At 44.8% G+C, this 14,192-nt stretch carries 7 protein-coding genes; 6 read left to right on the forward strand and 1 reads right to left on the reverse strand.

The genetic code is table 11. The annotated features are described in order from the left end of the window. Positions 1–222 precede the first annotated feature (222 nt). On the reverse strand, positions 223–1,347 hold the full coding sequence (locus FW774_RS05425) for a hypothetical protein (protein ID WP_149347099.1): 1,125 nt from the start codon (positions 1,345–1,347) through the stop codon (positions 223–225). A 515-nt stretch (positions 1,348–1,862) separates the two neighbouring features. On the opposite strand from FW774_RS05425, the gene FW774_RS05430 reads away from it, so the two are divergent. The 6 genes from FW774_RS05430 to FW774_RS05455 all read left to right on the forward strand — a co-directional run. Beyond that, positions 1,863–3,581, forward strand: a complete 1,719-nt coding sequence (locus tag FW774_RS05430) for an arylsulfatase (protein WP_149347100.1) — start codon at positions 1,863–1,865, stop codon at positions 3,579–3,581. 39 nt (positions 3,582–3,620) lie between these two features. Next, complete coding sequence (locus tag FW774_RS05435) at positions 3,621–5,849, forward strand: glycoside hydrolase family 2 protein (RefSeq protein WP_149347101.1); 2,229 nt, start codon at positions 3,621–3,623, stop codon at positions 5,847–5,849. Positions 5,850–6,047: 198 nt separating this feature from the next. Further along, positions 6,048–7,568, forward strand: coding sequence for a sulfatase (locus tag FW774_RS05440; RefSeq protein WP_149347102.1), 1,521 nt, complete (start codon positions 6,048–6,050; stop codon positions 7,566–7,568). A 333-nt stretch (positions 7,569–7,901) separates the two neighbouring features. Beyond that, on the forward strand, positions 7,902–11,108 hold the full coding sequence (locus FW774_RS05445) for a SusC/RagA family TonB-linked outer membrane protein (RefSeq protein ID WP_149347103.1): 3,207 nt from the start codon (positions 7,902–7,904) through the stop codon (positions 11,106–11,108). A gap of 11 nt (positions 11,109–11,119) precedes the next feature. Next, positions 11,120–12,850, forward strand: coding sequence for a RagB/SusD family nutrient uptake outer membrane protein (locus tag FW774_RS05450; protein WP_187774815.1), 1,731 nt, complete (start codon positions 11,120–11,122; stop codon positions 12,848–12,850). A gap of 125 nt (positions 12,851–12,975) precedes the next feature. Beyond that, positions 12,976–14,192: gliding motility-associated C-terminal domain-containing protein (locus FW774_RS05455; RefSeq protein WP_149347105.1), on the forward strand; the 1,217-nt coding region annotated here is incomplete at its 3' end.

Here is a 14,192-nt window from a genome sequence, read left to right on the forward strand (position 1 = left end):
TTAATTTTACAGGTGATAGAAAAACTCCGGAAGCAGAATGAACAAAGAAACAATTCGGGAGCAATATAATCCAACAATGAGTATACTCCTTAAATCTTCCCCGGGTGCTTTTTGACTTTTTAGTCAGCCCCAACGAATAAATGTTGGTCGGGGAACAGACCAAGGGGGGTAAGAACTAATGATTATACTCCTTAAATCTTAAATCTCAAATCTCAACACCCCTTATGGATAATTCGTAATAATAAAGTTTCTAAAGGCTTTGCCGGTGTTTCTTAACGTTCCATTACCATTTTGCAGCGGAATAGCATCTCCAATAATACCGTCGCCACCACTGTACCATAGTACATAAGGTACGCTCATGGCTTTTACCTTACTCATAATGTCTGTAGTAATGCCGGGCTGAAGATTAAGCTGACCGATCTCGTTGGTTATAACCTCTTTGCCGGTTTTATTCCGCAGGCAGCGTATAGTTGAACCAAGCGTTGTTGCATCGATATGAGAGATGGTATCTAAGCCTCCCTGCTCGCTGGGCATTGCCCGCATGGCAACCGGCTCATACCAGTGGAAGTTAACATAATCCAGCGGAAGCTGCTTATACTTGTTGATCAGCACTAAACCGGTATCTAACATGGCCTGGTATCCGCCTTTGGTAAGATCAGGATTACCGTTAGCATCCAATTTATCGGCAGGGAATGCTTTTGCTGCATAATTCTTAGCCTTATTCACCAGTCCGCTATCAATATAACTTTTCCATGTTATTAGCGTAGCCATGCGGCATACAATACCACCGTTGGTAACCTTGATCGGCGTAGACTGGGAGTGAGCCACATTAATGGCTGCCTTTAGCTCATTAAAATAATCAGACAAGGGCCCTGAATGATAGTTTTGGTTCACTTCCTCATTTTCTATAACAAGCACTTCGGGCTGGTAAACGGCCAAAACACTGGATAACTTTGTTTTAAAGGCTACCGTATCGGTTGGAAAAGGTTGCTGACTGCCGGTTGGTTTGTTGCTGATGTTCAGCACAACTTTGATGCCTGCATTGGCGTAGGCATCATACAGATTAGCTGTTCCGCTAAAGGTAGATAAGGCAATGTTCATACGGGCATACTTGCATTTTAACGAGTCTTTTACCAAAACAACTTTCTGTGCAGGTGTAAACTGTACTCCGTCTGTTTCATTGATCAGCGCCCCGAAAATGTTGGTGGTGATCTGGGAAATACCTGCTTCGGCTGTTTGTTCAGTACGTTGCTCCTTTGTAGCAAGAGCGGGACTTCTTTTGCACCCCATTGCTGTAATTGCAACTATTGCAATAAAAAAATGGGGAAGAATTTTTTTTACTCTCATAGCTTTTTGATTTAATTGGTTAAAAATTATCAGTAACAATCAGCTGAATAATATACCCGATGCCGAACGCCGTAAGAAGTAAAGGAACAGAAGTATAGTAAAACGTTGGCATTATATAATCAGCAACACAATATTAGGGTGATATTAAAGGCAAAACTTCTTACTTTTTATCTAATATGAGTTATAATTTGCTGATAGAGAGCAGAAAAGAATTCAGCGTTTTAGCACGTGTTTAATTTCATAAAACAATGGTTTTATTGCTGCTGGTGGGGACACCAGCAGCGGTAGGATTGCACGTTTCAGAGGGAAAATATTAAACCTGATGCGTATACAAATACCCGGGGCGGAATAACGAACGGCAGTGCAAATTTTTCGCAGGTACATTCATCAATGCATCATCCAAATTGCATTTTTAAACTTTTCAACGACAATGTTTTTAGGTTTAGCCACAAATATGATAATGGCTTTAAGCCAATAGCAGTAATATTGTATCCTGAATAACCAATTATTGTAGTATGGTAAACTGTAGGAAAATTTTATCAGGCACTATCTTATTTGCAATCATCCTTATAACAGGCTATGGGTTTATAAATTATAAACCTGAAACAAAAAAGGATAATCGCCCCAATATCATTATCATCCTGGCCGATGATTTAGGCTACTCTGATATTGGCGCCTATGGCGGCGAAATTCATACGCCTAACCTGGATTACCTTGCGGCTAACGGATTGCGATTTTCCCGTTTTTATAACATATCACGCTGTTGTCCCAGCCGGGCTTCGCTGCTAACCGGATTGTATAATCACGTGGCCGGTATTGGCGAGATGACCATGGATAAGCATGAGCCCGGTTACCGGGGGTATCTTACCGAAAATACGGTCACGCTGGCCGAGGTATTGAAAACCGCGGGGTATCATACCGCCATGTCGGGTAAGTGGCATGTGTCCAATACCGTAGAACAGCCCACAAAAGAAGCGCAGTTAGCCTGGCTTAACCACCAAACAGATCATCCTTTATTTTCACCATTGGAGCAGTATCCTACCAGCCGCGGATTTGAGAAATTCTTTGGCACCTTATGGGGAGTTGTAGATTATTACGATCCTTTCAGCCTGGTAAGCGGTACTACACCTATAAAAAATGTGCCGGCAAATTATTACCATACCGATGCCATTAACGATACTGCTGCGGCCTACATTCGCGAGTTCAGTAAAGACAATAAGCCGTTCTTTTTGTATGTTGCTCAAAATGCGCCGCACTGGCCTATCCAGGCATTGCCCGAAGACATAGAAAAGTATAAAGATACTTATAAAGCTGGCTGGGACGCCATTCGTGAAGCACGTTATAAGCGTATGGTACAATCCGGGTTGATCGATCCGGCAAAAGCGCCCTTATCACCACGCTGGCAAAATAACCTGAGCTGGGAAAATAACCCCGATAAGGATTGGGATGCCCGGGCAATGGCCGTGCATGCAGCTATGGTAGACCGTATGGATCAGGGAATTGGCCGTATCATTAAAGCCTTGCGTGAAACCGGGCAGCTGGATAATACGCTGATCTTCTTTTTAAGCGATAACGGTGCAAGTCCCGAGATCTGTGCCCGTTTCGGCCCCGGCTTTGACCGCCCTGGCGAAACCAGAACCGGGCAGAAAATAACGTATGATGTGAATAAGAAAGCGCTTACCGGCCCTCAAACAACTTATGCTTCCATTGGGCCGCGTTGGGCAAACGTAGCCAATACACCGTACCAGTTTGCCAAAGCCGATTCATACGAAGGTGGCGTGCATGCCCCCCTGATAGCTTTTTGGCCGGCGGGTATTACCGCTAAAAAAGGCAGCATTACCGGTACAATGGGGCATGTTATGGATTTTATGGCTACCTGTGTTGAACTGGCAAAAGCACATTATCCTGCCGAGTACAAAGGGCGCAAGATCACTCCGATGCAGGGGATCAGCCTGGTTCCTGCGCTTAAAGGCCAATCTGCCAAAGGTCATGATGCTTTATTTAATGAGCATTACAATGCCCGTTATGCCCGTGTTGGCGACTGGAAGCTGGTGTCGCATGCTAAAGATACAACCTGGCATCTGTATCACATCAGCGATGATCAGACCGAATTGAAAGACTTGAAAGAACAACATCCCGGTAAAGTGAAAGAACTGGAACAACAATGGCGGCAGTGGGCAACCTCGCATCAGGTATTCCCCAAGCCTGCTGCTCCTCCAAAACAAGAACATTAAGAAACAAGCATATTCATTATTTTTTGTCAGATTATTGAAATGAAGAGAACCCTCACAGCAGCAGTTATTTGTATACAAGCGTTAACTGCTTTTTCGCAGAGCACCTGGAAACCTGTTCCGGGAAGAATTACTACTCCCTGGACGGATAAAGTTACGGCCAGTAAACCGCACGATGAGTATCCACGGCCGCAATTGGTACGCAGCCAATGGAAAAACCTGAATGGCCTGTGGAATTACGCTATTGTAGATAAAAATGCAGCGAAGCCTGAAAAGTACGACGGTAATATCCTGGTTCCTTTTTGTGCGGAGTCCAGCCTTTCGGGAGTTGGAAAGAGTGTGAAGCCTGATCAGAAATTATGGTATCAAACCACATTTACCGTGCCTTCAACATGGAAATCAAAACAATTATTGCTGCATTTTGACGCGGTAGACTGGGAAACCACGGTTTGGCTGAACGGGAAAAAAGTAGGTGAGCATCGCGGTGGAAGCGATCCGTTTACGTTTGATATTACACCCTATCTTACTGCGCAATCTTCGCAGGAGCTGGTGGTATCCGTTTGGGATCCAACCGATACCGGTACACAGCCACGGGGAAAACAGATGTTAAATCCTAAAGGGATCTGGTATACCCCTGTAACCGGCATCTGGCAAACTGTTTGGCTGGAGCCCGTGGCTAAAACGCATATCACGGCGGTATTGCCGGTTGCCGATATCGATCGTAATAGGATCACTATCAATAACAAAATTGCAGGATTAACTGGTAATGAGCAGGTGCGGGTTACCGTCACTAAAGATAAAAAGCGTGTAGCACAGCAGGTTTTTGCCGCGAATAAAGTTGCCGAGGTGGCTATCCCCAATGCCCAATTATGGACTCCGGATAAGCCGGAACTATATCACCTGGATATCGAATTGATACGTGGAAGTCAAAGTCTCGATAAGGTATCGTCGTATTTTGCTATGCGGAAGATCTCGGTAGGCAAAGATGACCTGGGTTATGAGCGCTTGCTGCTTAATAATAAACCGTTATTTGAATATGGAACCTTAGATCAGGGCTGGTGGCCGGATGGCCTACTTACCCCGCCGACTGATGAAGCCATGCGTTACGATATGGATGTGCTGAAAAGCATGGGCTTTAACATGCTGCGTAAACACATCAAGGTAGAGCCATCGCGATATTATTATTATGCCGACTCGGTTGGATTACTGATATGGCAGGATATGGTAACCGGGTTTGAAAGCGTCAAAAGCGATGTTCAGCATATAAAACCCGAGGCTGCGGAAGACTGGCAGCGCCCGAAGGAATCTGCAGTGCAATTTGAAAAGGAGTGGAAATCTATTATAGATCATTTACGGTTTTTCCCTTCCATTGTGGTATGGGTAACGTTCAACGAAGGCTGGGGACAGTACGATACCAAACGGATCGTGGAATGGACGCAGAAGTATGATCCGTCACGGGTAGTTGACGGCGTGAGTGGCTGGACAGACAGAAAAGTTGGCGCTATGAATGATGCGCATCATTATCCCGGTCCGGGCATGGAGCCGGCGGAGCAAAATCCCGGCAAGGTAATGGTATTGGGCGAGTTTGGCGGATTAGGTTTACCCATCCAGGGACATTTGTGGAACCCCGGCATGCGTAACTGGGGATACCGTACCTATAAAACTAAGGATGAATTAATTAAACAATATAAAGATCTGATACATAACCTGTATCCAATGACTGGACACGGTTTGGCTGCTGCGGTATACACGCAAACCACTGATGTGGAAGGCGAGGTCAATGGCTTGATTACCTATGATCGCCGGCAGATAAAAATAGAACCTTCGTTAATGCGCTCCTTGCATGCTCCATTATTTCAGCAGCCTAAACGGACATGGGTTATTGTTCCGGATTCGGAAGTAAGCGCTCACAGCATGTTGCATACTAACGTTGATCCGGGTGGTAACGGACAGCCTGATCTGTCGAAATTTAAAACAGTGAATGGAACTTTGGATCTGAAAAAAGGAGAGCAGGGCTGGTTTGCAAAAACCTTCTCATTAACCGATATCCCGAAGGGTATTCAGCTGCGCCTGGTTACCAGCGGCGATGTTAAAATATGGTTGAACGGCAAACTGGTGGTTGATAAAATGGTCAATGCCAAACGGCATTACGATGAAATTAACCTGAGCGAATACGTTGGGCAGCTTAAAAAAGGGAATAATCAGCTTGTGGCCGAAGTTAAAAATGTAATGACCCCTAACGAGTTTGATATGGGTATGTATGCGTTTTAGAAAAAGTCCTGATCCCGGCCTGTCTCCTGGCAGGCTGGAAATACACTGTTCTGTCAGAGACCGGCAGGGATGAGAAGTATCGCCTTTTCAATAGAAAAGGCGAGGCTTCACCATCCCAAAACCTCGAAATCTGATAAAATTGTTGTGCACAAAACTTGTTTTGATCATGTAATGTTTTTTCACAAATGCAATTGAAATATGATTAAAAGATACATTATCCTGCCGCTCGTTCTCTTGGCGAGCTTAGCTAAGGCGCAGCAGAAACCCAATATCGTGGTGATTTTGTCAGATGACCATGCTTACCAGACCATTAGCGCTTATGGCAGCCGGTATGCCAGCACACCCAATATAGACCGTATTGCTAAAGAAGGCGCTATATTGAACAGGGCGTATGTCACTAACTCACTTTGCGGCCCCAGTCGGGCAGTTATACTAACCGGTAAGTACAGCCATAAGAACGGCTTTAAGCAGAATGTGGGAGGCGTAGCGTTCGATGCTTCGCAGGATAACTTTGCCAGGGAGCTGCAGCTTGCAGGCTACCAGACAGCCTGGATAGGAAAATATCACCTGGAGAGCCAGCCTGAAGGATTCAGTTATTGGGAAATATTGCCCGGTCAGGGGAGATACTACAACCCTGAGTTTATTGAGATGAATGGTGAGAAAGTGCGGCGCAACGGATACGTGACCAATGTTGTTTCTGATCTGGCTGAAAGCTGGCTGGATAAACGCGATAAGACAAAACCCTTTTGCCTGGTTATCGGGCATAAGGCCACACATCGTAACTGGATGCCGGATACAGCCGATCTGGGCAGGTATGACAAGGTGAACTTTCCATTGCCGGCTAATTTTTACGATGATTATGCCGGCAGAAAAGCGGCACAGGCTCAGAACATGACCATTGCGCAAACCATGCTGGTTGATAAGGATCTCAAAATGTTCCCCGAGGGAGAAAAAGACCGGAGCCTGGCGCCTATGAATCCGGCGCAGCGCACCCGTTATAAAGCGTATTATGATTCTATCCGGGCAGATTTTGAATCACGCCATCTCACAGGAAAATCACTCATAGAATGGAAATACCAGCGTTATATGCGTGATTATTTAAGCACTGCGGCGGCTTTAGACCGCAACGTAGGCCGTATCCTCGATTATCTTGACCAGCATCAGCTAAGTAAAAATACGCTGGTTATTTATATGTCAGACCAGGGATTCTTTATGGGCGAGCATGGCTGGTTTGATAAACGTTTCATGTACGAGGAATCATTCCGCACACCGATGCTCGTCCGTTATCCCGGGGTAATAAAGCCCGGCACAGCATCCAATGATTTTATCCTGAACCTGGATATTGCGCCAACCCTGCTGGATGCGGCGCATGCAGCAATCCCTGCCGGCATGCAGGGAAGATCATTTTTGCCCTTGCTTTCGGGCAGGCAGGCACAGGGCCGGGATGCTATGTATTATCATTATTACGAGGCTGCTGTTCACCTGGTATCGCCGCATTTCGGCATTCGTACACAGCGCTACAAGCTCATTCGTTTTTATGAGCGGGTAAACAGCTGGGAACTTTTTGATCTTGAAAAAGATCCGAAGGAGATGAATAACCTGTATGGTAAAAAAGGCTATGAAGAAATTACCCGGAATCTCAAATCGCAGCTAAAGAATTTAATAGTCCAATACCAGGATGATGAGGCTTTAAACATTTTTAATACCCCCGTTAAGTAGCGTTTTACATGCTTACAGTGCGATAACTACAAAATTCATATTATCTGATACAAATTTGTTACACGCAGATAAGCTGTGCGCTTAATATTGTTTAACCAAAAAAGGAGGTAAATGATGATTTAGAGTTTACTTACTATAAACCAGGATAAACTAAACTAATAACAATTCCCTGAAAGGGCTAACTCAATTTATTAACCGGATTATAACATACAATTTTAAACCTATAAGCTTTTGCTGATGAAAGAATGGTATTAGCCGTTGTTCGGGGCAATAATATTTCTGGGATTATTACAGGATAATAAATCTTATTAACCAAACCATAAACTATATAAAATGAATAAAACCATCATGCTCAGGAGGAGGCGGTATGTCTGCTCCCAACTATTAGGTCTTATTTTTCTGATCATGCTCAACGCAAATACAGAAGCCAGGGCCGCTGCAACGAGTTCCTTCAGGGAAGACATCCGGGTAACGGGTGTCGTCAGATCATCAGACGGAGAACCGCTGGTGGGTGTTAGCGTAAAAATTAAAGGAACAAACAAGGGTGTTAACACTAATACAGAAGGCCGGTATTCCATTAACGCTCCTTCAGACGGAGTTTTAGTATTTACTTATCTTGGATTTCAACGGAGAGAAGTACGCATTGCCGGTAAACCGCAATTAGATGTAGTGTTGGAATCTACCGCAACAGCGCTTGATGAGGTGGTAGTAGTGGGTTACGGAACCATGCAGAAAAGCGATGTTACCGGGGCCATATCTTCGGTAAAGCTTAAGGATGTGGATGAAACCAAGGCAGTGTCATTTGCTGAGGCTTTGCAGGGTAAAGTGGCCGGTGTAAACATTGTTACCAATACCGGTGAACCCGGCGGCGCCATTACATTTAATATTCGCGGTATGACCTCGGTTACCGGTAGCAATCAGCCGTTGATTGTAATTGATGGACAGCCCGTTGAATCTTCCTTTGATGCAACGTATGCGGGTTCAAATCTTGACGGTACAGTTGATGCTCCTCCGGCAGATCCGCTGGCCATGTTAAACCCTAACGACATAGAATCCATAGAGATATTAAAAGATGCATCCTCAACAGCTATTTATGGTTCACGCGGGGCTAATGGCGTTGTCCTGGTGACTACCAAATCAGGCAAGGCCGGAAAAGATCAGACCACCTTTTCATCACGCTTTGATATAAGCCAGCTGCCTAAGCAGATACCCATGCTGAGCAATTATGAGTACATGCTGTACAAAAACGAAGCTGCTATTAACAGTGCTATTCTAAATGGAACAACACCAACACCGGTATACAACCAGGCCCAACTGGATTCGGTGGCGAGATTACCGAATACAAACTGGCAGGATGAAGTTTATCGTAATGCATTTTCGCAGGATTATCAGGTTTCTTTTACCGGAAGCGAGCGAAATAAGTATAACTATCTACTGTCAGGAAATTATGCCGATCAGCAGAGTATTATTTTAAATGCCGGCTTTAAACGCGGTGGCTTACGTTTAAATTACGAACGCAATATAAGCCCTAAAATTAAAGTGGGGCTGCGTTCATTTGTTTCACTCGCCGACCGTAAGTTCGGGTTACAATCCAACTGGACCGGTATTCTAAGTGGCACAACGGTATTGGGCGCTTTGGCATTTAATCCGTTGCAAATACCCTATACCGGTGATGAAGACGATGAGATTGATCAGGCCCTACAAAATAACCCTTTGACACTTATATATAAGGTAACTGACCGAACCGCTATCCGTACGTTTATTTCTAATTTCTCGCTCGATTATAAAATCACTCCCTATCTATCGTATCAGCTGCGTGCGGGGGTAAATGATATTTATTCACGGCGTAATGTATATTATCCAACCGGTACCTGGCTTGGCGATACTGCTCCTGATGGTTACGCAACCCGTGCCGACAATGATAATTATAATTATCTGATCGATAACCTGCTCATGTTTAAAAAGGTTTTTGCCCGTAAACATTCCATTAATGCAGTGGGTGGTTTTTCATGGCAGCAATGGTTTAACTCTTCGTCAAGTGTCATTAACATGAGTTTCCCGTCAAATACCCTGACTTATTATAACATGGCAGGGGCGGCCTATCCCGGAAGGTATTATAATACAGATCGAGACAGAGCTCTGGAATCAATTATCGGTCGTATAAACTATACGTATGATAAACGTTATTCTATTATGGCAACCGGCCGTTATGATGGCTCTACCCGCCTTTCTCCCGGTCATAAATGGCTGCTATACCCTTCGGTAGGTCTGGCCTGGAATGTAAGTAACGAAGACTTTTTTAAAGAACAGGTTAAATTCATGTCATCGCTTAAATTGCGTGCCAGCGTAGGTGTTGCGGGTAATGATAATATCGCTATTGGCGGTTCGCAGGCCTCTTATGCGCTGAATTATTATCCTATAGGGTCAACCATTGTGCCGGGCTATGTAGTCAACCGTTTTGAAAATCCTGACCTGACATGGGAAAAAACTACACAGTATAACCTGGGTGGTGATTTTGGCTTTTTAAAAGATAAGTTAACGCTTACTGTGGATGCGTATAGTAAGGTAACTACCGGTCTGCTTATCAATCTGTCGTTGCCTGCTTCGGCCGGTATTGGCAGCTACTACACCAATGTAGGAAAAGTAACTAACAGGGGTATTGACTTTGAAGCTACTTATAATGTGTTCAGCAAAAAGAATAAATCGCTAAGCCTGAGCGCCAACATTTCGCCGGTAGACAGTAAAATAAATAATCTGGGTAGCTCAAGTATTATCTATGGCCGAGGCTTTTTTGCCGGCGGTGGCATTGTATTGGGCCAGCCGGTTACTGCTGCGGTTCCCGGGCAGGCAATATCTTCATTCTGGGGATATAAAACCAATGGTATATACCAGAATCAGGCGGAAATTGACAATGATCCGGCATTGGCTAATGATAACGCGAAATCAAGCATTCATCCGGGTATGGTAAAATATGTTGATCTGAATGGTGATGGCCAAATAACTGATGCGGATAAAACAGTGATCGGAGATGCCACCCCCGATTTTACTTATGGTTTCTCGGCAAATTTTACTTATAAAAAATTCTCGGCCAGCATGACCCTGTTTGGCAGCTATGGCGCCCAGTTATTAAACCTGAACCGCTGGATGTTAGGTTCAGGCCATGCCAATACCAGCATGAATATGATGAAGGATGCTTACGAGGGGCGCTGGTATGGCGAGGGAACCAGCAATTTGTACCCGGCCTTAACTACAGAAGCGGTACGTTTGCAGCAACGTTTTCCCGACTGGATGGTGGAGGATGCCTCCTTCCTCAGGTTGCAGAATATTACCCTGGGATATACGCTTTCTTTACCTAAAAGATATCGCCTGGGCGATATAAAATTATCAGTAACAGGCACCAACCTGTTTACACTCACTAAGTACACCGGGTATGATCCGAATGTAAATTCATTTGGACAAAATTCGCTGAACAATGGTATTGATCTGGGCACATTGCCGCAGGCACGATCATATTCAGCTACTGTAAAATTAATGTTTTAATGATTGGATTTATGAAAACGAAAAGTTTAAAATATGTATATCCGTTGTTTATCATGATATTGCTGCTGGTACAATCATGCAGCCTGGATGAACACATTAAGGATACGCCGACCCCGGCAACCATCACTACCGAAAATGATGTAACGGCAATAATACAAGGTATGTATGCACGGTTTAATGATCCCGGGATGTTTAAATTCCAGGGGCATATCATGCTGGTACTATGTGCGGATGACTTTTATTCAACTTCAGGGTCAGAATATGGGCCGTATGCACAACGCACTTTTACCGGAGTAAATACCGCCTCGATGTGGAATAACATGTATGCAACCATAGCAAATGCCAATAACCTGATCGATGTGCTGGATAACATGCAGTTTAGCGATGCCTTTGAGAAAAGGGCTTATGGCGAAGCCTATTTCATCCGGGCGTTTTGCTACTATTACCTGGTACGTTTATATGGTGGTGTACCTTTACGGCTTAAAGTTACTACCATAAACAGTGATTTCTATTTGCCCAGAGCCTCGGTAGATGATACCTATGCCCAGATATTCAGCGATTTTAAGGCGGCATCAGAACGTTTGCCATTAAACAGTGCGATAACCTCTGCTGAATTAGGACGAGCCTCTAAAGGCGCTGCACAAGCCCTGTTGGCACAGGCCTACCTTACCTATGGCGACCAACTTTCGTTAAAAGGTCAGGATGCCACAGCGCAGTTTCAGAATGCGGTTACTTATGCCGATTCAGTAATTACGAGTGGGCAATATGCTTTGTTAAACAATTATGCTGATTTGTTTGATATTGCCAAAGAAACCCAGGCCTACAGTGAGGTGATCTTTGGCATCCGCTTCCAAACCGATGGTACTGCCCGGGCACAACCTGCGGCCGGTTCTGAGTTTGCCTTAAGATTTAATGCGCCTAATACGTATTTTGTATCTGGCAGAACCAACGGTTTTCAGAACGGCGATGGTACTTACCGGGTAATGCACTGGTTTGCCGATTATTACCGTACAGGCGACTATGCAAGCGCAACCGGCGATACCATTGATTATCGTAACGAAGGCGCATTCTGGCAAAGCTCAATCGGCCCGTCAAATAATACCTATTATATCTACCCGAATGTAGTTCCTGCCGGTGCTGGTAATTTTACCATTTTAACGCCACTTTGCCGTAAATATATTGATCCCAATGGTAAGGATGAACGGAATAATGGCAACGATTTCTTTATTATTCGTCTGGCGGAAGTATATTATATTAAAGCTGAAGCCTTAAATGAGTTATATGGGCCTACTGCCGATGCCTTAGCCGCATTTAATACCGTGAGAAAGCGGGCTCGAAATGCCGATGGCGTCCCCAGGCTGATACCTGCCGATTTAACAACAGTTACAGCGGGAGATAAGGACACGTTCAGGATGAAGATCTTTGATGACCGGGGCCTGGAGTTGGTAGGTGAAGGCCAGCGCTGGTTTGACCTGGTGCGTATGCGCAGTCCCCGCAGCTCTGATGAAACCATGTACGAATATCAGTTCCTGCACCGGTTTAAAAATGAGCTCAGCGGGTATCCAACCTATACAACCACGCTTCCTTCATACAATAATACTACCAAAACGTATAGTACCCAAAATGCGGTTTATTCCTATATGCTCAATGTAAGTGCTAAGTTTTTATTGTTCCCGGTTCCGACAACAGAACTGATTCAGAATCCAAAATTTGGACTGCAAAATGACGGTTGGGGCAACTGAGTGGAGAGTTGACAGTGGACAATTGAGAGTGGACAATGGATAATTGAGAACGGACAGTTGACAATTGAGAATGAATAATAAAAAAACCTAACACGTAGAACGTGAAAATTTTAAACTAAACAACAATGAAAAGATATTTATTGCTATGCAGTGTATTCCTGTCCGGTGTCTGGGGAGTGAAGGCGCAGACGGTATATTTTTCGCAGGATTTTAATTCCTCAACAGATTACACTACATATATTGGGTCGGGCACTAACCAGTTTGATGGATTAATGTTCAATGGTACCAATAGTATTAATACATTAAATAATAAACTCCAGATCATTAAAAATGGTGGAACCGGGACGAACCGGGCAAGCGTTACCAAAACAGACCATCCCTTCAACCCGGGCGGTACAGGAGGCTTTTTAAAAGTTTCCATGGAAATAACGGTCAGTAATAATACGACCAATATTAGCAATGGCTTCCGGTTTTCTATCGGTGCAAATATGAGTGGTACAGCTCCTGCTGCACCGGCCGATGGCAATGTTCATTCAGATCTGTATGTTAATCCTACCGCCACACCGGGAGCGTTTATATTAGCGGGAGGAGCCGGGGCCGGGGGGGCTGTGAAGAGCTCGGCGTTTTCGGGTACACAAAAAATAGTATGGTATATTAACAATACCGGTGTCCCGGTAGGTTACAATGCCCCCGATGGTACACAGGCCAGCGTGTTAAACGATTACGCTGATATTTGGGCCATAGACGAATCGGGTAAGGCAGTGCTGGCCATAGACGATGCACCCGCCACAACCCCTACACTGGCAGGACTTCAGCAATTGAAAATTTCGAATAACCCCAATTTTGTAGCTACATTGGATATAGACGATATAGTGATATCTGAGGAGCCTACTATAGAGCTGAAAACCATAACAAGCGTTGCGGACGTTTCACCTGTTACCGCTCCGGTGAAAACCATTTTCAGCCTGCTGCCTTTGCCTGCGCAGATTGGTGTAACCTATGAGGACGGTACCACAGGCGTAGCCACGGTGCGTTGGTCGGCAGTAACTACCTACAACCCTTACAAGTTAGGCGAATACACCGTTTTGGGTGCTATTGTGCCGGGTAGCGGCGCTATTAACCTCAATAATCTTTCGGTAATCACTACAGTAACCTTGCGGGATAATATCAATATTGTAAATACCTTTTCACCCAACGGTGATGGTAAAAATGATACCTGGATTATTCCTGACTTGCAGCGCTATGTCCACCCCACCGTAGAAGTGTACGCCCGTGACGGCAAACGGCTGTTCTATTCCACCGACCCCAATGTAGGCTGGGATGGCCGGAATCAGAGCGGTCA

Origin of the sequence: Pedobacter sp. BS3, assembly GCF_008274585.1 — a bacterium.
GTDB lineage: Bacteria > Bacteroidota > Bacteroidia > Sphingobacteriales > Sphingobacteriaceae > Hufsiella_A.

Bases quoted from the DNA above. Each gene is read 5' to 3' on its own strand.
- FW774_RS05425 (WP_149347099.1), bottom strand. From the start codon at position 1,347: ATGAGAGTAAAAAAAATTCTTCCCCATTTTTTTATTGCAATAGTTGCA.
- FW774_RS05430 (WP_149347100.1), top strand. From the start codon at position 1,863: ATGGTAAACTGTAGGAAAATTTTATCAGGCACTATCTTATTTGCAATC.
- FW774_RS05435 (WP_149347101.1), top strand. From the start codon at position 3,621: ATGAAGAGAACCCTCACAGCAGCAGTTATTTGTATACAAGCGTTAACT.
- FW774_RS05440 (WP_149347102.1), top strand. From the start codon at position 6,048: ATGATTAAAAGATACATTATCCTGCCGCTCGTTCTCTTGGCGAGCTTA.
- FW774_RS05445 (WP_149347103.1), top strand. From the start codon at position 7,902: ATGAATAAAACCATCATGCTCAGGAGGAGGCGGTATGTCTGCTCCCAA.
- FW774_RS05450 (WP_187774815.1), top strand. From the start codon at position 11,120: ATGAAAACGAAAAGTTTAAAATATGTATATCCGTTGTTTATCATGATA.